Raw genomic sequence first — 21,606 nt, 5'->3', positions numbered from 1 at the left:
TGGGTCGAAGCACTTGCGCTGCAGGTCGGTCGTCGTCGGCCTCTCGGAGCGGTCCGGTGTTCGGTGGCGCAGAGGCACGGGAGGCGGACGATGCGCGGTCGCGATGCGCAAGGTTTATGCACAGTGTCGCAGCAGGAAAAGCGTCCTGTGCCGGTGAGCCTGTGCTTTACTCGTTGCCGACCAGCGCTAAACTGATGGTGGGTAGGAAACAAAAACGAGACATGCCGATGATCAGAAGAACAACTGCACTCGTGATTTGCCTGATTGTCCTGCCGTCGATTGCCGATGCGGCACGGTTGACCATGGACGACAAGGTATCGCGCTGGCCCCGCGCCTCCACGGACGAGAAGATCGATTTCGCCACCCGCATGGGCAAGGCCTTCTCCAGCCTGAACGCCGAGCTCGACAAGAATTACTTCATCCGCTGCCTGGAAGAGACCGCGAATATCGGCAATCCGGGCGAGATCAAGCTGGAATCGGCGGTGAAGATGTGCGTGTCCGTGAAGAAGGACCCGCCGGAATAGGTGGTCCCCGTGGGGCCCTGCCCCGTGCGCGAGGCCGACGACATTCCGAACCGCCCTCCTCCTCGGATCGAGCGGCGATGGCGCAGCATCAGCATCGGTTCACATCACAGATGATTCCTGTCGCAGCCGAAAGCTCGATCCGCCGGAGGCACGATGGCCGGTCCCGTCCGCTGCGGAGATGGGTGCTGGCCGGGCTCGCGCTCATGGTGTCGGGGGCGGCCTCGGCGGAGGAAGGGCGCATGGCCGCTCTCTATCCGCATGACGGGCGCCGCGATCTGACGGGGGCCGACATCACCCGCTATCCCGGCGCGGGCGTCCTGTTCTGCCATCGCCGGCCGGACGGTATCCCGCAGAAGGCGGCGGCCGCCTGGCTCGTCGGTTCGTCACGCCTCGTGGTGATGAACGCGCACAATTTTCGCAACCGCCGCATGGAGGTGACGCGGGAGGTGGAGGATTGCTTCTTCCAGATCGGCGGGCGGAATTACGGCTTCGTGCCGGCGAGCCTGCGCCTCGGCGCGGCAACCGACGCCAAGGCCCTGCACATCACCGACGATTGGGCCTTGCTCGACCTCACGGAGGCGGTGGTCGGCGCGCCGCCGCAGCCGGTCCCCGACGCGCCGACCCTTGCCACCGGCATCGCGGAGATCCCCGTGGTGATGGTCTCACCCGGCGGGCACGAGAATTATCGCGGGCCGAGCAGCACCGAGACCTGCGCGATCCACCAGATCGATCCGCCGACGGAGGACGACATCCGCCGCGCCCGGCACAATTGCAATGACGGGTTCGGCGGCTCGGGCTCCGGCCTGTTCGACCTGTCGGGCCGTCTCGTGGCGATGCAGAGCGCCTCGCTCTCGATGAACTCGCGCCGCCCCTTCGACCTCGAGTTCCATTACGGTTCCGCCCTGCTCTTCGAAGGCGCCCTCCTGGCGGCGATCCGGCAGGCCGTTACGGCGGAAAGCGAGGCTCCCAAGACCCGGTGAGGCGACAGGGCGTCTCACCGCTTATTTCCGTTGTTTTTCCCAGGGCTTCACCTCATCCTGAGGTGCCGCACAGCGGCCTCGAAGGAGGCTTCCAGGGATCGCGCGCCCGCTGGAGGGCTCCTTCGAGGCCCGCTGTCGCGGGCACCTCAGGATGAGGTGGTCTGCTGGGATGATCGGCTCCGGCATGAGCATCCAATCACGCAGGCACTCAATGCACGGTGGGGCCCGGCTCTTCCGGCGCGAGGGTGACAACCTCGGAGAACGGGAATTCGAGGACCGTTTCGCCGGATTCGTCGGTGACGACGAGAATTGCCCCCATCAGGCGGGCCTGGGCCTCCGCCTCGCTCATCGTCGCCTGGATCGTGTCGCGGGCGACCTCCCAGGCATGGTCGGCATCCCGCAATTCGGTGCCTGTGGGATCGGCGATGACCTCCCGGCCGATATGGGTGTGAAAGAAGAAGCGGGGCATCGCAGCACTCGATCGGCTTGAGGAACAGCCGATATCAGCTGGAAACCGAGGCGCGGCGGCGCAAGTCCCGCTGGCCCGTCTTGCAGGGCGGAACCGGTCCTCCGCCGTGTCATCGCAGGCAGGCAAAGCCCATGAGGCACGCTCGTCGCAGTCTGGTCTCAGAGCAGATGTGAGGTATTTTTCCAACGCACCACCTCATCCTGAGGTGCCGCGAAGCGGCCTCGAAGGAGGCCTCCAGTCGACGCGCGATCCCTGGAGGCTCCCTCAAGCCCTTTGCTTGCGCAAATGTCACCTCAGGATGAGGTGGTCGGCTTGGATGATCGACCCTGGCAAGACGATACGCAGAGAAACCTCATCAGACCGGCTCTCAGCCCCGAGCCAATCGCGAATGACGCTGGGAATAGGCGGTGTAGATCACCAGCGCGACACCGATCCAGATCGCGAAGAGCAGGTAGGTGTCCCGTGGCAGCGCCGCGATGAGCATCAGGCAGCAGGCGAGGCTCGCGAGGGGCACGAGCGGGTAGAGCGGCACGCGAAATCCTCGCGGCAAGTCGGGGCGTCGCCGGCGCAAGATGATCACGCTGAGGGAAACCGCCGTGAAGGCCACGAGGGTGCCCATGCTGGTGAGGTTGGCGAGCACGTCGAGGGGAACGAGCGCCGCCAGCGAGGCGACGAAGAATCCCACCACCAGCGTATTGGCGTTCGGGCTCCGGCTGCGCCGGTCCACGCGCTGGAACAGCGTCGGCAGCAGCCCGTCCCGGCTCATGGCGAAGAGGATGCGGGTCTGGCCATACATCGTCACCAGGGTCACGGAGAAGATGGAGATGACCGCCCCGATCGACAGGACGAGGGCCGGCCAGGGCGTCCCGGTGACGTTTCTGAGGATCACCGCCAGCCCGGCATCCTGCCCGGCAAAGTGCGTCCAGGGTTGGGCTCCGATCCCCGCGAGGGCGACGAGGAGGTAGATCGCGGTGACGATGACCAGGGAGAGGAGAATGCCCAGGGGCAGCGTGCGGGCCGGGTCGCGCACCTCCTCGCTCGCCGTCGAGATCGTATCGAGGCCGATATAGGAGAAGAAGATCGTCGAGGCAGCGGTGCCGATGCCGGCCCAGCCGAGGGGAGCGAAGGGCGTGAGGTTCGCAGGCTCGAACGCCGTGAGGGCGACCACGGCGAAGAACACCAGCACGGCGAGTTTCAGGACTACGAGGACCGCGTTGATCGCGGTGGATTCGGCGGTGCCGCGCAGGAGCAGCAGGGTGCACAGGCCGATGAGGACGATGGCCGGCAGGTTGACGTAGCCGCCCCTGCCGGGGGGCTGGCTGATGGAATCCGGCATGGTCCAGCCGAGGAGCGCACTGAGCACCTCGTTGAGGTACTGGCCCCATCCGACGGCGATGGCCGAGGCGGAGACCGCGTATTCGAGGAGAAGGCAGGCCCCGACGAGGAAGGCCGCGAGTTCCCCGAGGGTGGCGTAAGCATAGGAATAGGACGAGCCCGAGAGCGGAAGCGCCGAAGCCAGTTCCGCGTAGCAGAGCGCCGTGAGACCCGCCGTGACGGCGGCCAGCAGGAACGAGACCAGGATGGCGGGGCCGGCCTCCGGCACCGCCGCGCTCAGGATCACGAAGATGCCGGTGCCGACCGTGGCGCCGACCCCGAGCATGACGAGGCGGAACAGGCCGATGGAGCGTTCGAGGGGCCGGGCTCCGGCATCGGCACCCTGCGTCGCGGGGGATATGGGTTTGCGCCGAAGTACCGACCGGCGCCAGTCGCTCGGTCCCCCGTCCGATCCGATCAACGACCCCATCGCGACGCGACCTCACAGCGACCGGGGCGAGAGGTGCCGATCATGTTGCCCTGCCCATTTCGCCCTCTCCCATCGCAGCAAGGGCTATGCCGCCTCGCGCGGGCGCGCATCCTGCCTATGATCGATTCGGTATCGGTCCGGGAGACGAGGCGTCATGGCGGACAAACTGAATGTCGTTCCCTTCGTCAGCGTCGACAACATGATGAGGCTCGTCCTCGCGATCGGCGTCGAGCGGTTCCTGCGGGAACTGGCCGCCACGATCGAGGAGGATTTCCGGCGCTGGCATCTGTTCGACAAGCAGCCGCGCCTGGCCTCCCACAGCGCCGACGGCGTGATCGAACTGATGCCGACCAGCGACGGCACCACCTACGGCTTCAAATACGTCAACGGTCACCCGAAGAACGCCCGCAGCGGGCGTCAGACAGTGGCCGCCTTCGGCGTGCTGGCCGATGTCGGCAACGGTTATCCGATGCTGCTCACCGAGATGACGATCCTCACGGCTCTGCGCACCGCCGCCATGTCGGCGGTCGCGGCGAAATACCTCGCCCCGAAAGGGGCGCGGACCATGGCGATCATCGGGAACGGCGCCCAGGCCGAGTTCCAGGCCCTGGCCTTCAAGGCCCTCATCGGCATCGATTCCCTGCGGCTCTACGACATCGACCCGGCCGCCAGCGCCAAGTGCCGGCGCAACCTCGCGGGGTTCGGCTTCCGGATCGCGATCTGTTCGAGCACCGCAGAGGCCGTGGAAGGCGCCGATATCGTCACGACAGCGACGGCCGACAAGCAATGCGCCACCATTCTCACCGACAACCTCGTCGGCCCCGGCATCCACATCAACGCCGTCGGCGGGGATTGCCCCGGCAAGACCGAGCTCCACCCCGACATCCTTCGCCGTTCGGACATCGTCGTCGAATACGCGCCCCAGACCCGGCTCGAAGGCGAGATCCAGCAATTGCCGGCCGATCACCCCGTCACCGAACTCTGGCGGGTGATCGCCGGCGAGGTGCCGGGGCGGAGCGACGACAGGCAGATCACGCTGTTCGATTCCGTCGGCTTCGCGGTCGAGGATTTCTCCGCCCTGCGATACCTGCGCTCGGTGCTGGCCGGCACCGGCTTCTTCGAGGATCTCGACCTGCTGGCGGACCCGGACGATCCCCGCGACCTGTTCGGGATGCTGCTTCGGGCGGAGGGCCGGGCTGGTCCCGATCCTGCGGCGCCATGACGATCCGCCGGCCCGCGCCTCACGGCTGTCGTGCGCGGCCCCTATGGTATCGGCGGATCGGAGAGTGAAACCATGGACGAGAAACGCTGCATCCTCATCGGCGTGCCGGTCCAGGAGGGCACGAGCCGGCTGGGCTGCGACATGGGCCCGAGCGCCTACCGGGCCGCCGGTTTGGGCGGCGCCCTCACCTCCCTCGGCCTGGTGGTGGAGGATCGCGGGAACATCGCCCCTCCCCCCGGCGAGGCCGTCGCCCATCCCAATCCGAGCGTGACCAACCTCTCCGACTTCGTGCGCTGGACGTCGGCGCTCAGCGAGGCCGCCTATCGGGCCGGGGGCGAGGGCCTGCCGATTTTCCTCGGCGGCGATCACAGCCTCTCTGCCGGTACGGTCTCGGGCATGAGCCGGCGGGCGGCCGAGGCGGGCCGCGAGTTGCACGTGCTCTGGCTCGACGCGCATCCCGACCTCCACACCCTGGAAACGACGACGAGCGGCAATCTCCACGGCGTGCCGATGGCCTATGCGATCGGTCTCAAGGGGTTCGCCCCCTACCTGCCGCCGCCCGTCGCGCCGGTGAAACCGCACAACGTCTGCATGATCGGCCTGCGCAGCGTCGATCCGGCGGAGCGGCAGACGATCCGCGAGGCCGGGATCACCGTGCACGACATGCGCGCCATCGACGAGTTCGGCATCGGCATCCTGCTGAAGGCCTTCCTCGAACGGGTGGCCGCCGCCGGCGGATGGCTGCATGTGAGCCTCGACGTGGATTTTCTCGATCCCGGCATCGCGCCGGGCGTCGGCACCACGGTTCCGGGCGGCGCCACCTTCCGCGAGGCGCATCTCGCCATGGAGATGCTGCACGATAGCGGCCTCGTCCGCAGCCTCGATCTCGTCGAGCTCAACCCCTTCCTCGACGAGCGCGGCCGCACCGCGATCCTGATGACGGATCTCGCCGCCAGCCTGATGGGACGCAGCGTCCTCGACCGGCCGACGCGGAGTTTTTGACCGACCGGGTTCACACCACTCCTCGGACAGGCGGAGCGCGTCCATCTCCCCACAAGGGGGAGGAGAGCCGCGTATCCCGCGAAATGTGTGATGATCGTAGGCTGCCGACACCCGCGCAGGGCGAACGAAACGGCGTTCAGAGCCGGTCGCGGGCGCCGGTCAGGAATGCGCGCAGATCCTGCGCGGTGGGGAAGTAGATGTCGGCGTCCGTCTCCTTCCACAATCCCTTCAACGTCTCGTCGGACGCCTCGCGGAGGGCGCGGTCGATGAACTGCCGCAACCGGACGCGCTCCTCGCCGCGGAAGAGGTTGAGAACGAAATCGTACATCTCGTCGAGCGTCGGCGCGCCGCCACTGATGTCCTGCATGAACCAACGGCCGAACTTCAGGAATTCCGGGGACGCTCGCATGTCAATCTCCGTCGTTGCCCGGATAGGCGGTATGGATGCGGTACCCGCGGGGGTTGCCCGGATCGTGAAGGATAAAGATTCCGACACCTTAAGTCGTACGCATGTACGGCTCAAGCTGCCCCGCCGTGTAGGCTTCCCGACCAGTTTTGTATCCAAATCGGGACTTTAGGAATGCATTGGCCTTTTTCCCGGTTGCGACGTCATCAACTTCGGAGGCGTTCTGTTCCAAGGTGCGGTTGAAGAGATCGTTTGCGGTCTCCACAGACACGAACGTGCCATCTCGCCTGAGGCCATAGTCTACGAACAGAAATCTCCTTTTGCTGGACTGGACGCGCTGCATCTTCTGCGCGTCCGTCTTACCGACATGCTCGCGAAGCGTATGGCCGCCGCGCACCTCTTCTTCGGAGAGCACGACCGTGTACCGACGGTTGAGGTCATCCGAGACGTGGACGATCCGCGCATCGTCACCGGAATCATATCCGTCGCCCGCACCGCCGTCCGTCCATTGGCCGCCGTCCGGATGTCCGGCCGGCACGCGGGGTTGATCGGCGTGGTACGCACGGAGCGACAGACGCAACCGCTGAAACGCGACCTGAACACGGCACGACGTGATCAGCCATCTCGCCCGCAGAAGGGCCGTTGCGCTCGACGACATCGGATTAACCCCCTTGATCAAGCTATTATACCTATAAAGGAATAATAGCATAATATCAGTTACGAAATCGGGGGGGGGGTGAAACGCGAAACGCCGGAGCCCCTTTCGAGGCCCCGGCGTCGCGAACTGTCCGAAAGGCCGGGCGATCGCGCCCGGCCGGCCCGCTCTCAGAGCGAGTAGTACATCGTGAACTCGACCGGATGCGGGGTCATCTCGTAGCGCATCACTTCCGTCATCTTCAGTTCGATGAAGGAGTCGATCTGGTCGTCCGAGAACACGCCGCCGGCCTTCAGGAAGCCGCGGTCGCGGTCGAGGTTCGTGAGGGCTTCACGCAGGCTGCCGCAGACGGTGGGGATCTTCTTCAACTCGCGCGGGGGCAGGTCGTAGAGATCCTTGTCCATGGCCGGGCCCGGATCGATCTTGTTGATGATGCCGTCGAGGCCGGCCATCAGCAGGGCCGAGAAGGCGAGGTAGGGGTTCGCCATCGGGTCGGGGAAGCGGACCTCGACGCGCTTGGCCTTCGGGTTCGTCGTCCACGGGATACGACAGGAGGCCGAGCGGTTGCGGGCCGAGTAGGCCAGCAGCACGGGGGCCTCGTAGCCGGGCACCAGACGCTTGTAGGAGTTGGTGGACGGGTTGGTGAAGGCGTTCAGCGCCTTGGCGTGCTTGATGATGCCGCCGATGTACCAGAGGCATTCCTGGCTGAGATCGGCATACTTGTCGCCGGCGAAGATCGGCTTGCCGTCCTTCCAGATCGACTGGTGCACGTGCATGCCCGAGCCGTTGTCGCCGTAGACGGGCTTCGGCATGAAGGTCGCGGTCTTGCCGTAGCTCTGGGCCACGTTGTGGATCGCGTATTTGTAGATCTGCATGTGGTCGGCGAGCAGGGTCAGCGTGTCGAACTTCATGCCGAGCTCGTGCTGGGCCGAGGCGACCTCGTGGTGGTGCTTCTCGACCTTGACGCCCATGGACTGCATGGCGGCCAACATCTCGCCGCGCATGTCCTGCGCCGAATCCTGCGGCGGCACTGGGAAGTAGCCGCCCTTGGTGGCGACGCGGTGGCCGAGGTTGCCGCCCTCGTAATCGGTGAAGCCGTTGGTGGGCAGTTCCACCGAATCGAGCTGGAAGCCGGTATGGTACGGGTCGGAGCCGAACTTCACGTCGTCGAACACGAAGAACTCGGCCTCGGGGCCGACATAGATCGTGTCGCCGATGCCGGTGGACTTGAGGAACGCCTCGGCGAGCTTGGCGGTGCTGCGCGGATCGCGCGAATACGGCAGGCCGGACGAGGGCTCGAGCACGTCGCAGACGATCGACATGGTGGAGGCCGAGAAGAACGGGTCCATGCAGGCCGTCGCCGGGTCGGGCATCAGCAGCATGTCGGATTCGTTGATCGCCTTCCAGCCGGCGATCGACGAGCCGTCGAACATCGTGCCTTCGGCGAAGATTTCCTCATCGACGAGGGACACGTCGAACGTGACGTGCTGCCACTTGCCCCGGGGATCGGTGAAGCGGAAATCGACGTACTTGACGTCGTTGTCCTTGATTTCCTTGAGGACCTGATCGGCGGTCTTTGCCATCCCTGTGTCTCCTTCGAGGCTCAGCCTGTCTCGGCCGTGGTTTTGCCGCACCACGCGGTGGCGTGCCGCGGATTGGGAAGGGGCGTGCGCGAGGGACTTAGCTTCTAGGGCGGCGCGAGGCTAGAGCCGCGCTTGGCCGGATTGTAACAGGCCGGCGCCTTCGCCCCATGGTTCCGTTCGACCGCCGCCGCCGCCGGCCGGCCGAAGCCATGCCGGAACATCCGCCGGAAGCGGGCGTCAGATCGCGTCGGTGCCGGTCTCGCCGGTGCGGATGCGGATCGCTTCCTCGATGGTCGAGACGAAGATCTTGCCGTCGCCGATGCGTCCGGTCTGGGCCGACTTGCGGATGGCTTCCACGGCACCTTCGACCAGGGCGTCGGAGAGGACGATCTCGAGCTTCACCTTGGGCAGGAAATCGACCACGTATTCGGCGCCGCGATAGAGCTCGGTATGGCCCTTCTGCCGGCCGAACCCCTTGGCTTCGATCACGGTGATGCCCTGAAGGCCGACCTCTTGAAGGGCCTCCTTCACCTCGTCCAGCTTGAATGGCTTGATGATCGCTTCGATCTTCTTCATGCCGAACGGGCCTGACCTGAATGCTGCTCCGGGCCCTTTTCCTACCATCGCGGCACGGCCTTCGCCACGCCGTTTTCCCCGAGACAGGCGTTAAATTGCCCATTCGGTAGGCAACGAATGCAAATCGTTTCAGCCAAGCCCGCTTTGCGCCTGAAATAACGGCGCGGCATGAGCGGTGCGCAGGCATGGACACATGGACAAGGCGAAGTTTCGAATGCCCCCACACCGTCTGATCACCGTCGAAGCAATGCGGAGAATGGACGCCGCCGCCATAGCGGCGGGCGTTCCGGGGATCGAGCTGATGCGCCGGGCAGGCGCCGCCGTGGCCGAGAGGGCCGCCACGATGGTCGCCGCGCCCTCCCGCATCCTCGTCCTCTGCGGACCCGGCAACAATGGTGGGGACGGTCTCATTGCCGCCCGCCTCCTCGAACGCAGCGGCTATGCGGTCAATCTCGTCTGCACCGCGCCGGTGGTGAGCCTGACCGGCGACGCCGCGTTGGCCGCCGCTGACTGGCAGGGGCCCGTCCTATCCGAGGCCGATCCGGTGGGGGCCGCCCTCGTCATCGATGCCCTGTTCGGGGCGGGCCTGTCCCGCGACCTCGACGGCGCGGCGAGGGCCATGGTCGAGCGGGTCGCGGCGGCGAACGTGCCCGTTCTCGCCGTCGACATTCCGAGCGGGATCGACGGCGATACGGGCGCTTTACGCGGGGTCGCGTTCAGGGCGCGCGAGACGGTAACCTTCGTCGCGCTCAAGCCCGGCCATCTGCTGCAGCCGGGTCGCGACCATTGCGGTCATCTCCATGTGGCCGATATCGGCATCGGCGACGCTGCCGTCGAACAGGGGTTGGCCGGCACGCCGAGGGTCTGGCGCAACGGGCCGGGTCTCTGGGACTCTGATTTCCCGAGGCTCGACGCCGTCAGTCACAAATACACCAGGGGGCATGTCCTCGCCCTGTCCGGGCCGGCCTTCAAGACCGGGGCGATCCGCCTCGCGGCACGGGCGGCGTTGCGGGTCGGGGCCGGCCTCGTCACCGTGGCCTCCCCCACCGCCGCGATGCCTGAGAACGCCGCGCATCTCACCGCGATCATGCTGACGCCATGCGAGACCGCCGACGACCTCGACGATCTCCTCGTGGACGAGCGCCTCAACGTCATCCTCGCCGGCCCCGGCATGGGGAGCGGCGAGGCGACCCGCGAGCGTGTCGCCGTGGCGGCCGGCGTCGGGCGAAGCCTCGTCCTCGACGCCGACGCGCTCACGAGCTTCAAGGGTCAGGTCGACCAATTGGCGAGCCTCATCGCGGATGGCGGGGGGCAGGCAGTGCTGACCCCGCATTCCGGTGAGTTCGGCCGCCTCTTCGCCGATACGGCCGCTATCGACCCGACGGCGAGCAAGCTCGAACGGGCGCTGAGGGCGGCGTCTGTCGCCGGGGCGGTGGTGGTGTTGAAGGGCGCCGATACCATCGTCGCCGCGCCCGACGGACGTGCCGCCATCAACGACCACGCCACGCCCTATCTCGGCACGGCCGGTTCGGGCGACGTCCTCGGCGGCCTCGTCGCCGGCCTGCTGGCGCAGGGCATGCCGGCCTTCGAGGCCGCCTGCGCGGCGGTCTGGCTCCACGGCGATGCCGGTTTGCGGCATGGGCCGGGCCTCATCGCCGAGGATCTGCCGGAGATGATGCCGCGGGTTCTCGCCGGTCTGGTCAAGTGACCTCGAAACTCGTCCACAATCCGGTGTCGAACCGCTCCAGCACCGTGGAGCCGATGACCCAGCGGCCGGGATTGTCCGCCTTGAAGGCGATCCGGGCCGTACGGCCTTCGAGCAGCTGGAACGTGTCGAGCCAATAGGGCTCCCAGCCGTCGTCAAGCGGGTGAAGCAGCCGGAAGGCGTGGCCGTGGACGTGCAGGGCCTGCGGGAAGGCGGTGTCGTTCCGGATCGCCAGGACCACAACCTGGCCGCGCTTCACCGTGAAGGAGGGAGCGGTGCCGGAGGCTCCCGTGATGCCGTTGATCGCCCAGACCCGATTCGGGTCACCGGCATAGGCCGGTTCGGCGTTGGGCTTGTCCTTGTCGAGCTTGGCGCCGCCGGTGATCGCGATGTCGCGGCGGATTGCGTTCTGGAGCTTGACCTCGGCGGGCAGGAGCTTGTTCTCGCCCACCGGTGCGATCGGCGGACGCTTCTCCGTCACTGGCTGGCCCTTGGTGGTGAGTGTCGCCAGGACGAGGCCGTTGCCCACCAGGGCATTGACCGTGACGCTGGCGCCGGCCTCCGCCGGCATGTCGAGCATCAGGTCGTAGCGGGTGCCGGGGGGGAAGGGCAGCGTCGCCCGCAACGGCTCGAACGTGTCGGTGGGCTGGCCGTCCACCGCCACAACGTAGACCTTGGCGCCCTCGAAACGGATGCGGGTTCCGCGCGCGTTGCAGACATTGCCGAGCCGCAGGCGGATCCGCGATCCCGGGCGCACCTCCACCGCTTCGGGAACCGGCCTGCCGTTGATCGTGACGAGATTGCCGAGGCGCCCGGAGGCCGCGGCGAAAGCCGTCTGTCCGAACGGCATCAGCGCGCCGTTCTCCTCCAGACGCCAATCCTGCATAAGCAGCGCGAGGTCCTGGTCAAGCGAGGGCGGCGAGGTCTCCTCGACGATCAACGCACCGGCGAGGCCACGTCCGGACGGTTCGCTCGAACCGCCCACGACGAGGGGCCGGATCAGGAACGTGCCCGCATCCGGCGGGACGAAGGAATAGGTGAAGTCCGCACCCGGAGCGATCGGCGGCTGGGTCACGGCGCCGACGCCGTCCATGGCATTCTGGTTGCGGACCCCGTGCCAGTGGAGAGAGAGCGGCTTGTCCGTCTTGTTCTCGACGCGCAGGCGGACAGTCTCGCCGAGCTTCACCCGGATGACGGGAAGGGTCGCTTTGCCGTCGAAGGTCCAGACCGGCGTCTCGGCGGCCGGCTCGGGTTTCAGGCGGTTCGTGCCCGGTCCGGCTACGAGCGCGCGCGGTTCGGGCAACGGCTCGGCCGGCTTGGTCTCGGCTGGCTTGGTCTCGGACGGCTTGGCCGGCACGGGCGCTGCCTTTGGGGTAGCCTTGCCCGATCCGGTTTGCGCCCCCGCGCCCGTGATGAAAGCCGGTCCGGCAAGTCCGAGGGCCGCCGCCCGGCCGATCAGCGAACGGCGGGACAGGCCACCGGTCTCCGAGGGCGGGTGGTCATTCTTCAGGTCGGAACTCGGCATGTCACCTCGGACGGGAATGAAGGGATGCTCAGGCGCATCCGGCGCTTTCGCCCGCTTGTAGACGGCGGTCCCGCGCGGCGCCAACCGCCGCCACGCCCCTGATGGGCGAGGTCTTATTTTTTTGCTGCGGACTTGCGCGCGCATGCTATAGGACCGCGCTCTGGCGGCTGAAAAGGCACGCCGGGCGTTGGCGCTTGCGGGCGTGGCGGAACTGGTAGACGCGCTGGATTTAGGTTCCAGTGACGAGAGTCGTGGGGGTTCGAGCCCCTCCGCCCGCACCAGCCTTCGCCGTTGGGAACGGAATGGCTCACAGCGATGGCCGGCCCGCTCTGCCGCTCGGAGTCGGCCTCCGGTCGGGCGTGCTTTGTCAAACGCCGCCTGTGGTGTCCCGCCCTCGACGGCGGCGCCATTCGAGATTTTTTGACCGATCACACGGACGACAGCGGGAAGACGACGATGCAGGTGACCGAGACACTCTCCCAGGGTCTGAAGCGCGAGTTCCAGGTGCTTCTGGCCGCCAAGGAGCTCGAAGAGCGCCTGACGACCGAGCTGTCCACCCTCAAGGACAAGGCCCAGATCAAGGGCTTCCGCCCCGGCAAGGTGCCGGTGGCCCATCTGCGCAAGCTCTACGGCCGCTCGGTGATGGCCGACGTGCTGCAGAACGCGGTCAACGAGGCCAACCAGAAGATCGTCACCGACAACAACCTCAAGCTCGCCCTCGAGCCGAAGATCGAATTCCCCGGTGAGGCTTCCATCGTCGACCGGGCGCTCGAGGCCAAGGACGACCTGTCCTTCAACGTCGCCCTCGAAGTCCTGCCGAGCTTCGAGCTCGTCGACCTGTCCGACGTCACCCTGACGAAGCAGGTCGCCAAGCCGAGCGACGAAGAGGTCGACGAGGCAATCAACCGCATGGCCTCCTCGAACCGCGCCTTCACCCCGAAGGACGAGGGCGCCGAGGCCGCCACGGGCGACCGCGTCACGATCGATTTCGTCGGCAAGATCGACGGCGTCGAGTTCGACGGCGGCAAGGGCGAAGGCGTGGATCTGGAGCTCGGCTCGGGCTCGTTCATCCCCGGCTTCGAAGACCAGCTGGTCGGCGCCAAGGTCGGCCAGTCGCTGGTGGTGAAGTCGACCTTCCCCGAGGCCTACGGTGCCGAGCACCTCGCCGGCAAGGATGCCGAGTTCGACGTGACCGTCACGGCGATCCAGGCTCCGGGCGAGACCAAGATCGACGACGAGCTCGCCAAGGGCTTCGGCATGGAATCGCTGGAGAAGCTGAAGGAAGCCGTCGCCGGCGCCCTCGGTGGTGATTTCGAGGCCCAGTCGCGCCGCAAGCTCAAGAAGGAGCTCCTCGACGCCCTCGACGGCAAGTACGCTTTCGACCTGCCCCCGAGCCTCGTCCACCAGGAATTCGCTGCCGTGTGGGCCCAGGTCGAGCAGGACCTGAAGACCCGCGGCAAGACCTTCGAGGACGAGGGAACCACCGAGGAAAAGGCCACGGCCGAGTACCGCAAGATCGCCGAGCGGCGCGTCCGTCTCGGCTTGGTGCTTGCGCAGGTGGGCGAGACCGCCGATATCAAGGTCAGTGACGACGAGGTGAACCAGGCCCTGATCGCCCGTGTCCGGCAGTATCCCGGGCAGGAGCAGCAGGTCTGGGACTTCTACCGGAAGAACGCACAGGCCCTGGCCGAGCTTCGCGCACCCCTGTTCGAGGAGAAGGTCGTCGACCATGTCCTCGCCCAGGTGAAGCTGGTCGAAGAGCCTGTTTCGAAGGATGCTTTGTTCGCAGATGAGGACGCCGATGCGGCCAGCGCCGGATCGACGGAGTCGGAGACGGACAAATCCCAGGCTCCTTCGGGCGACGATCTCCCGGCCGTCGCAAAGGCCGATTGAGCTCGAGGCTCCGAAAAGGGCGGCGGGCTTGGATGTAAAGGCGGCGTTCACCGCCGCCGTAGTTCGCTGACACGTCCGGCTCGCGCGCCATTCGCGCGGCCGGACCCCTTGAAGCCTGGGGCACGAGAATGATGAGAGATCCGGTCGACTATTATAACAGCGCACTCGTTCCCATGGTGGTCGAGCAGTCGAGCCGCGGCGAGCGTGCATTCGACATCTATTCCCGCCTGCTGCGTGAGCGGATCATCTTCCTCACCGGCCCGGTCGAAGATTACGGCGCTTCGCTGATCGTCGCGCAGCTGCTGTTCCTCGAAGCCGAAAACCCGAAGAAGGAAATATCCTTCTACATCAACTCGCCCGGTGGCGTGGTGACGTCGGGCCTGTCGATCTACGACACGATGCAGTTCATCCGCTGCCCGGTGACGACCCTCTGCGTCGGCCAGGCCGCCTCGATGGGATCGCTGCTGCTCACCGCCGGTGAGCCCGGCCACCGCTTCGCCCTGCCGAACGCCCGAATCATGGTCCACCAGCCGTCCGGCGGGTTCCAGGGCCAGGCCACGGACATCCTGATCCATGCCCGCGAGATCGAAGCGCTGAAGAAGCGCCTCAACGAGATCTACGTGAAGCATACCGGTCGCGACTACGACACCATCGTCCAGGCGCTCGAGCGCGACAATTTCATGACCGCCGACGCGGCCAAGGAATTCGGCCTGATCGACGAAGTGATCCAGAAGCGTCCTGAGCCGGCCGCAGCCTGATCTCGACCGCGCCGTGGCCGCATGGCGGCCCCGGCGCGTCCTTTAGAGGCGGGCCGCCAATGCGGCTTTGCCTTGATCCCGTCGCGGCAGCATGCTTGCATCGCGAGTCTGACCTACCGGCAGAAAGCGCGCAGGTGACTGTTTCTTTAGGCGGGCGCCCTTAGATCTTAGAAGATGCGCGTGCGCCCCGGGGCTGGCGTCGCACCCGCGAACGGAGACCGATATGAGCAAGACTGGCGGCAACGACTCGAAGAGCACGCTGTACTGCTCGTTTTGCGGCAAGAGCCAGCACGAGGTCCGCAAGCTGATCGCGGGCCCGACGGTGTTCATCTGCGACGAGTGTGTCGAACTGTGCATGGACATCATCCGTGAGGAATCGAAGTCCTCGCTGGTGAAATCGCGCGACGGCGTGCCCACGCCGAAGGAGATCCGCCGCGTCCTGGACGATTACGTCATCGGCCAGGATTTCGCGAAGAAGGTTCTCTCCGTCGCGGTCCACAACCATTACAAGCGCCTCGCCCACGCCTCGAAGCACAACGACGTCGAGCTGGCGAAGTCCAACATCATGCTGATCGGGCCGACCGGTTCGGGCAAGACTCTGCTCGCGCAGACCCTCGCCCGCATCCTCGACGTGCCCTTCACCATGGCCGACGCGACGACGCTGACCGAAGCCGGCTATGTCGGCGAGGATGTCGAGAACATCATCCTGAAGCTGCTCCAGGCGTCGGATTACAACGTCGAGCGGGCGCAGCGCGGCATCGTCTACATCGACGAGATCGACAAGATCTCGCGGAAGTCCGACAACCCGTCGATCACCCGCGACGTGTCGGGCGAAGGCGTGCAGCAGGCCCTCCTGAAGATCATGGAAGGCACCGTTGCCTCCGTGCCCCCGCAGGGCGGTCGCAAGCACCCGCAGCAGGAATTCCTGCAGGTCGACACCACCAACATCCTCTTCATCTGCGGCGGCGCGTTCGCCGGGCTGGAGCGGATCATCTCGGCGCGCGGCAAGGGCACCTCGATCGGCTTCGGCGCGACCGTGCAGGCCCCGGACGACCGCCGCACCGGCGAAATCTTCCGCAATGTCGAGCCCGAGGACCTGCTGAAGTTCGGCCTGATCCCCGAGTTCGTCGGCCGTCTGCCCGTGCTGGCGACGCTGGAGGACCTCGATGAGGTCGCCCTCAAGCGCATCCTGCAGGAGCCGAAGAACGCCCTGGTGAAGCAGTACCAGCGCCTGTTCGAGATGGAGAATGTCGACCTGACGTTCCAGGAAGAGGCGCTCTCCATGGTGGCCCGCAAGGCCATCGAGCGGAAGACCGGCGCCCGCGGCCTGCGCTCGATCCTGGAGACGATCCTGCTCGAGACGATGTACGACCTGCCCGGCCTCGATTCGGTGGAGCAGGTGGTGATCGGTCCCGAGGTGGTCGAGGGCAAGTCGCGCCCGCTCTACATCCATGGCGACCGCAACAAGGACGTTCCCGCGAGCGTCAGCGCCTAAGGGCGCAAAGCGGCGGCAGAGACTTAGCCGCCGAAACGGTCCGGGGAGAATTCTTGAAAAAGCTCTCCCCGGCTTCCATCTGAAGTGTCAGACGGCGATGGCCGCACGCTCACCTTCTGAGGTGCGGTGTCCCGCCTCCAGCCTCACAGTTCAGCGATGCTTCCGACCCCGCGATGCGGACTGGTCGGTCCGTGGCAGGATGCTTGCTCATTTCGAGGAGCTAGAGCCCGGAATCCATCAAGAGGAAGTCCGACATGACCCAATCGAAATCTCGCCAGCCGGTCGTCCCGGGTTCGACGGGCTCCTACGCCGTTCTGCCCCTGCGTGACATCGTCGTCTTCCCGCACATGATCGTGCCGCTCTTCGTCGGCCGCGAGAAGTCGATCCGCGCCCTCGAAGAGGCCGTCCGCACCGACCGCCACATCCTGCTGGCCACCCAGATCAATGCCAGCGACGACGATCCGTCGACCGATGCGATCTACAAGATCGGCACGCTCGCCAGCGTCCTTCAGCTCCTGAAGCTGCCCGACGGTACCGTGAAGGTGCTCGTCGAAGGCGCGGGCCGCGCCAAGATCACGAACTTCAACAAGTCGGATTCCTTCTACGAAGCCGATGTCGAGACGCTGACGGATGAGCTCGGCGATCCCGTCGAGGCAGAGGCTCTCGCCCGCTCGGTCATCTCCGAGTTCGAGAACTACGTGAAGCTCAACAAGAAGATCTCGCCCGAGGTCGTCTCCGCGGTCACCCAGATCGACGAGCCGTCGAAGCTCGCCGATACCGTCGGCTCGCATCTCGCGGTCAAGATCGCCGACAAGCAGGCGATCCTCGAAATTCCCACGGTGGCGGAGCGTCTCGAGCGCGTCCTGTCGCTGATGGAGAGCGAGATCTCCGTGCTGCAGGTGGAAAAGCGCATCCGGACCCGCGTGAAGCGGCAGATGGAGAAGACCCAGCGCGAGTACTACCTCAACGAGCAGATGAAGGCGATCCAGAAGGAACTGGGCGATTCAGAGGACGGCAAGGACGAGCTCGCCGAAATCGAAGAGAAGATCGAGAAGACCAAGTTCTCGAAGGAAGCCCGTGAGAAGGCGATGGCCGAGCTGAAGAAGCTTCGCCAGATGTCGCCGATGTCGGCCGAGGCCACGGTCGTGCGCAACTACCTCGATTGGATGCTCGGCATCCCGTGGTCGAAGCGGTCGCGGATCAAGAAGGATCTGCTGGGCGCCCAGGTCATGCTCGACCAGGACCATTTCGGTCTGGAAAAGGTCAAGGAGCGCATCGTCGAGTATCTCGCCGTGCAGCAGCGTGCGAACAAGCTCACCGGTCCGATCCTGTGCCTCGTCGGTCCTCCCGGCGTCGGCAAGACCTCGCTCGGCAAGTCCATCGCCAAGGCGACCGGTCGCGAATTCGTCCGGATGTCGCTGGGTGGTGTGCGTGACGAGGCCGAGATCCGCGGTCACCGCCGGACCTATATCGGTTCGATGCCCGGCAAGATCGTGCAGTCGATGCGCAAGGCCAAGACCTCGAACCCGCTCATCCTGCTCGATGAGATCGACAAGATGGGCCAGGATTTCCGCGGCGATCCGTCCGCGGCTCTCCTCGAGGTGCTCGACCCGGAGCAGAACGGCACGTTCAACGATCACTACCTCGAGGTCGATTACGATCTCTCGGACGTGATGTTCGTGACGACGGCAAATACGCTCAACATCCCTGCGCCCCTGATGGACCGCATGGAGGTGATCCGCATCGCCGGCTACACCGAGGAAGAGAAGCTTCAGATCGCCCGCAAGCATCTTATCCCGGGTGCCGTAAAGAAGCACGGCCTCACGGCCAAGGAATGGGAGATCGACGATTCTGGCGTCCTCATGCTCATCCGCCGTTACACGCGGGAAGCGGGCGTGCGTAACCTGGAGCGCGAGATCTCGAACCTGATCCGCAAGGCGGTGAAGGAGATCCTCATCACCAAGGTGAAGGCCGTTGCCGTCACCGAAGAGAACTTGCCGGTCTTCCTCGGCGCGCCGAAGTTCCGCTACGGCGAGATCGACGAGGAGGATCAGGTCGGCGTGGTGACGGGTCTCGCCTGGACCGAGGTCGGCGGCGAGTTGCTGACGATCGAAGGCGTCATGATGCCCGGCAAGGGCAAGATGACGGTCACCGGCAACCTGCGTGACGTGATGAAGGAGTCGATCTCGGCGGCGGCGAGCTATGTCCGCTCCCGGGCCCTCGACTTCGGCATCGAGCCGCCGCTGTTCGAGCGTCGCGACATCCACGTCCACGTTCCGGAAGGGGCGACCCCGAAGGACGGTCCGTCGGCCGGTATCGGCATGGCCACCGCCATCATCTCGACCCTCACCGGCATCCCGGTGAGGAAGGATGTGGCGATGACCGGAGAGGTCACCCTGCGTGGCCGCATCCTGCCCATCGGCGGTCTGAAGGAGAAGCTGCTCGCTGCCCTGCGCGGCGGCATCAAGACGGTCCTCATCCCCGAGGAGAACGCCAAGGACATCGCCGAGGTGCCCGACAGCGTGAAGAACGGGATGGAGATCATCCCGGTCTCCCGGATGGACCAGGTGCTTCAGCACGCTCTTGTGAGGGTGCCCGAGCGCATCGAGTGGGAAGAGCCGCTCCCGGTCGCCCGCCGTCCGGTGGTCGGCGAGGACGAGCCGACCACGGTGATCGCTCACTGAGCGTCATCCGCGGGTGAAAAATGGAAAGGCCCCGGGGTTTCCCCGGGGCCTTTTCGTATGGTCCTCCACCGGCCTCGTGCCGAGGAGGGTTGCCATCCCGACGATGCTTGGATTAACGATGCGGCGCGCACCGGGCGGTTAGCTCAGTTGGTAGAGCGTCTCCTTTACACGGAGAGGGTCGGCGGTTCGAGCCCGTCACCGCCCACCATCCCGCTGCCCCTCCCCCTACGCTTCCCGGCAACAGAGACGAGCGATGACCGCGCGCGGCTTCCCCACCCCCTGGCTCGTCGTCGAGAAAGTCGAGAGTTTCTGCGTCGAGGATGCGGACGGAGCGGCCGTCGCGTGGACATACTTCTCCGACGAGCCCGAGAAGCGAGAGGCAACCGGCCTCATGACCCGCGAGGAGGCGTTGCGGATCGCCAGGGCCATCGCGATGATCCCCGAGATGCGCACGATCATTCGCAGCATCCAGGACGGGTTGACCGAAGCGGACCAGATCCCGGATTGAGCCGCGCGGCGAGGACGTATGCGCCTCAGTTTCCGGCGAGGACCAAGGCCCAGAAGCGCTTGTAGCGCGTACCCGGCGCATCGACGCGGGCGATGCCAATTCGCTTCAGCTGAGGCATCAGCATGTTCTTGTTGTGCTCGGATGAGGCTTTCCAGCGTGCCAGCACCTCGTCGAACGTATTCGAACCGGCGCTGAGGTTCTCGGCGGCAAAGGAGCGGCCGAATCCCGCCCGCGCCATGCGCGAATCGAACGTGCCACCGATCTCGTGGCTGAGCTTGCCGGCCCGGGCATTGGATTCCGCCTGGTAGGAGGCCGCCCGGATCAGGCTCGAATCCAGCACCACCGGGCCGAGCCCGTGCGACGCCCTGTAGCGGGAGATCGCGGCGGCGGCGGCATTCTCGTCCAGGATCACCGGGCTCGTGAGGTTGTCGGCATCGGGCAGGATCGTCGGTCCGCCGCAGCCGCCCACCGCCAGCAGGCTCCCCAAAAGGACGATGGCGCCCAGCCGCGACAGAATGGGTGAAAGGGGGAAAGCCATCATCGCTCGGTGCCGGTTCGCTGCGCTGCCATGTCGTCGGCTTCGCCATCCCGGTGCGATGGGGCGAAATCGCGGCGGCGGCGCGAACGGGATCGCGGCACGGGCCGGTGTGTCCGATCCGCCACGCCATTGCACTCTGGCGAAGAAACTTGATCGATGCGCGAGAAGGTGCCGATTCGCGTCAGATCCGCGTACCGAGATCGCGGGGCGGCGACCCGCAGCGCCACGCGGTGATGCGGTAATCGGGATGGGTGTCGACCCATCGCGCCAGCTGCGGCTGTGCTACGCGGATGCATCCTCGCGCATCGACGACGTCGAGCGGAAGACGCTTCGATTCACAGGTATCCGGTGCGTTCGCCATGCAGGCGGTGAAGTACAGGAAGAAGAAGCCCGCCATGGTTCGGACAGCCCGTTTCGCGAGTCACGCTCGGGAAAAGGCTAGTGCACGAATGCCCCATGTCGAGGTCATCACGCAAAGCAACCCGTTTGGAGGCTGCGTCATCGGATGCGTGAATTCTTGAGAATGGCGCGGGCGACGGGACTCGAACCCGCGACCTCCGGCGTGACAGGCCGGCACTCTAACCAACTGAGCTACGCCCGCGTATCTGGGTAGCCGGGCATTCGGATCGTCCCGCATGATGCAGGCCGATGATGGACGTGGCGCGGGCGACGGGACTCGAACCCGCGACCTCCGGCGTGACAGGCCGGCACTCTAACCAACTGAGCTACGCCCGCACGGCGTCCCGCCCCGTTTCCGGCGGTGTCGGGGGTCTAGTTTCCGCACCCCGGCCTGTCAAGCAACCGGACGCAGCATTTCCATGGAAAATCCGACGGCGGTCGCTTTGCCGAGCGCTCGGGGGCGAGAGGCGACGACCCGGCGAGCGCAGCCGCCATTGAAACCACGTCTCTTTTCTGTCATACGCCCCCTCGCGTTGAACCGCCCGGCCGATAGGGCTGCCGTGGCGGTTCGTGCTGCTCCATCAGAAGCATCAACCGAGCGCACGCCTTCGACCTGTCCCAGGGTCGGAGGGCATGCGCGTTCAGGAGAGCCAAATGCCCAAGCTGAAAACCAAGTCGGGCGCGAAAAAGCGCTTCAAGATCACCGGCACCGGCAAGGTCATGTATGCCCAGGCCGGTAAGCGCCACGGAATGATCAAGCGGACGACGAAGCAGATCCGCAACCTGCGCGGCACCACCACCCTGTTCGAGGGCGATGCTGCCAACGTGAAGAAGTATTTCCTGCCCAACAGCCGGTAATCCTTCGCCGCAGCCGATACTG

The 21,606-nt window shown here is 65.9% G+C and carries 20 protein-coding genes and 4 tRNA genes; 13 read left to right on the top strand and 11 right to left on the bottom strand.

Annotated features, from left to right (window positions below):
• Positions 1–221: 221 nt before the first annotated feature.
• Together ASF32_RS16090 and ASF32_RS16085 are read left to right on the top strand one after the other, a co-directional pair.
• The gene (locus ASF32_RS16090) at positions 222–524 is read left to right on the top strand and encodes a hypothetical protein (protein WP_244483667.1); all 303 of its coding nucleotides are present in this window, start codon (positions 222–224) and stop codon (positions 522–524) included.
• A 203-nt stretch (positions 525–727) separates the two neighbouring features.
• Positions 728–1,504: a trypsin-like peptidase domain-containing protein gene (locus ASF32_RS16085; RefSeq protein ID WP_244478137.1), complete on the top strand. Its 777-nt coding sequence runs from the start codon at positions 728–730 to the stop codon at positions 1,502–1,504.
• Positions 1,505–1,712: 208 nt separating this feature from the next.
• Here ASF32_RS16085 and ASF32_RS16080 read toward each other — a convergent pair whose 3' ends face one another.
• Positions 1,713–1,973: a hypothetical protein gene (locus tag ASF32_RS16080; protein WP_056430323.1), complete on the bottom strand. Its 261-nt coding sequence runs from the start codon at positions 1,971–1,973 to the stop codon at positions 1,713–1,715.
• A gap of 367 nt (positions 1,974–2,340) precedes the next feature.
• Positions 2,341–3,777, bottom strand: coding sequence for an amino acid permease (locus ASF32_RS16075; RefSeq protein WP_056430320.1), 1,437 nt, complete (start codon positions 3,775–3,777; stop codon positions 2,341–2,343).
• Between the two features lie 154 nt (positions 3,778–3,931).
• Between ASF32_RS16075 and ASF32_RS16070 the strand changes: the two genes are divergently transcribed.
• Positions 3,932–4,999, top strand: coding sequence for an ornithine cyclodeaminase (locus ASF32_RS16070; protein ID WP_056430317.1), 1,068 nt, complete (start codon positions 3,932–3,934; stop codon positions 4,997–4,999).
• 72 nt (positions 5,000–5,071) lie between these two features.
• Complete coding sequence (gene rocF, locus ASF32_RS16065; RefSeq protein ID WP_056430314.1) at positions 5,072–6,001, top strand: arginase; 930 nt, start codon at positions 5,072–5,074, stop codon at positions 5,999–6,001.
• A gap of 136 nt (positions 6,002–6,137) precedes the next feature.
• On the opposite strand, the gene ASF32_RS16060 is transcribed toward rocF, so the two are convergent.
• From ASF32_RS16060 to ASF32_RS16045, 4 genes are all read right to left on the bottom strand, one after another.
• Positions 6,138–6,410 carry a hypothetical protein gene (locus ASF32_RS16060; RefSeq protein WP_056430311.1) on the bottom strand — a complete coding sequence of 91 codons (273 nt, stop codon included), beginning with the start codon at positions 6,408–6,410 and terminating at the stop codon, positions 6,138–6,140.
• Positions 6,411–6,498: 88 nt separating this feature from the next.
• The gene (locus tag ASF32_RS26595; protein WP_244478130.1) at positions 6,499–7,086 is read right to left on the bottom strand and encodes an RNase A-like domain-containing protein; all 588 of its coding nucleotides are present in this window, start codon (positions 7,084–7,086) and stop codon (positions 6,499–6,501) included.
• A gap of 146 nt (positions 7,087–7,232) precedes the next feature.
• The gene (gene glnA / locus ASF32_RS16050; protein WP_056430308.1) at positions 7,233–8,645 is read right to left on the bottom strand and encodes a type I glutamate--ammonia ligase; all 1,413 of its coding nucleotides are present in this window, start codon (positions 8,643–8,645) and stop codon (positions 7,233–7,235) included.
• 237 nt (positions 8,646–8,882) lie between these two features.
• Complete coding sequence (locus tag ASF32_RS16045; RefSeq protein ID WP_003600526.1) at positions 8,883–9,221, bottom strand: P-II family nitrogen regulator; 339 nt, start codon at positions 9,219–9,221, stop codon at positions 8,883–8,885.
• A gap of 214 nt (positions 9,222–9,435) precedes the next feature.
• On the opposite strand from ASF32_RS16045, the gene ASF32_RS16040 reads away from it, so the two are divergent.
• Positions 9,436–10,929: a bifunctional ADP-dependent NAD(P)H-hydrate dehydratase/NAD(P)H-hydrate epimerase gene (locus ASF32_RS16040; protein WP_056430579.1), complete on the top strand. Its 1,494-nt coding sequence runs from the start codon at positions 9,436–9,438 to the stop codon at positions 10,927–10,929.
• Here the strand turns inward: ASF32_RS16040 and ASF32_RS16035 are convergent.
• Positions 10,922–12,451 (bottom strand): multicopper oxidase family protein, encoded by a 1,530-nt coding sequence (locus ASF32_RS16035; protein WP_056430305.1) that lies wholly within the window; start codon positions 12,449–12,451, stop codon positions 10,922–10,924. The two genes, ASF32_RS16040 and ASF32_RS16035, sit on opposite strands and share 8 nt — an antisense overlap.
• 196 nt (positions 12,452–12,647) lie before the next feature.
• Between ASF32_RS16035 and ASF32_RS16030 the strand changes: the two genes are divergently transcribed.
• The 7 genes from ASF32_RS16030 (at position 12,648) to ASF32_RS16000 (ending at position 19,789) form a co-directional block, all read left to right on the top strand.
• Positions 12,648–12,732: transfer RNA gene (locus tag ASF32_RS16030), tRNA-Leu, on the top strand.
• A gap of 175 nt (positions 12,733–12,907) precedes the next feature.
• Entirely contained in the window at positions 12,908–14,344 is a 1,437-nt protein-coding gene (tig, locus tag ASF32_RS16025) for a trigger factor (RefSeq protein ID WP_056430576.1), read from the top strand.
• Positions 14,345–14,475: 131 nt separating this feature from the next.
• On the top strand, positions 14,476–15,102 hold the full coding sequence (locus ASF32_RS16020) for an ATP-dependent Clp protease proteolytic subunit (RefSeq protein ID WP_026176059.1): 627 nt from the start codon (positions 14,476–14,478) through the stop codon (positions 15,100–15,102).
• A gap of 223 nt (positions 15,103–15,325) precedes the next feature.
• Positions 15,326–16,597, top strand: a complete 1,272-nt coding sequence (clpX, locus tag ASF32_RS16015; RefSeq protein ID WP_019904739.1) for an ATP-dependent Clp protease ATP-binding subunit ClpX — start codon at positions 15,326–15,328, stop codon at positions 16,595–16,597.
• A 254-nt stretch (positions 16,598–16,851) separates the two neighbouring features.
• Positions 16,852–19,281 (top strand): endopeptidase La, encoded by a 2,430-nt coding sequence (gene lon / locus ASF32_RS16010; RefSeq protein WP_056430302.1) that lies wholly within the window; start codon positions 16,852–16,854, stop codon positions 19,279–19,281.
• Positions 19,282–19,413: 132 nt separating this feature from the next.
• A tRNA-Val gene (locus ASF32_RS16005) sits at positions 19,414–19,489 on the top strand.
• A gap of 45 nt (positions 19,490–19,534) precedes the next feature.
• Entirely contained in the window at positions 19,535–19,789 is a 255-nt protein-coding gene (locus ASF32_RS16000) for a hypothetical protein (protein WP_056430299.1), read from the top strand.
• 25 nt (positions 19,790–19,814) lie between these two features.
• On the opposite strand, the gene ASF32_RS15995 is transcribed toward ASF32_RS16000, so the two are convergent.
• The 4 genes from ASF32_RS15995 to ASF32_RS15980 form a co-directional block, all read right to left on the bottom strand.
• Entirely contained in the window at positions 19,815–20,330 is a 516-nt protein-coding gene (locus tag ASF32_RS15995; RefSeq protein WP_056430296.1) for a CAP domain-containing protein, read from the bottom strand.
• A 178-nt stretch (positions 20,331–20,508) separates the two neighbouring features.
• Positions 20,509–20,724 (bottom strand): hypothetical protein, encoded by a 216-nt coding sequence (locus ASF32_RS15990; protein WP_056430291.1) that lies wholly within the window; start codon positions 20,722–20,724, stop codon positions 20,509–20,511.
• A gap of 127 nt (positions 20,725–20,851) precedes the next feature.
• Positions 20,852–20,928: transfer RNA gene (locus ASF32_RS15985), tRNA-Asp, on the bottom strand.
• Between the two features lie 57 nt (positions 20,929–20,985).
• Positions 20,986–21,062 (bottom strand) — tRNA-Asp (locus ASF32_RS15980).
• A 318-nt stretch (positions 21,063–21,380) separates the two neighbouring features.
• Here ASF32_RS15980 and rpmI point away from each other — a divergent pair.
• Complete coding sequence (gene rpmI / locus ASF32_RS15975; RefSeq protein WP_018044555.1) at positions 21,381–21,584, top strand: 50S ribosomal protein L35; 204 nt, start codon at positions 21,381–21,383, stop codon at positions 21,582–21,584.
• The last annotated feature ends 22 nt before the right edge of the window (positions 21,585–21,606 follow it).

Origin of the sequence: Methylobacterium sp. Leaf91 (assembly GCF_001422815.1) — a bacterium.
GTDB lineage: Bacteria > Pseudomonadota > Alphaproteobacteria > Rhizobiales > Beijerinckiaceae > Methylobacterium.
The sequence above is the reverse complement of the archived record's forward strand: the minus strand, read 5'-3'. Positions and strand labels throughout refer to the sequence as shown.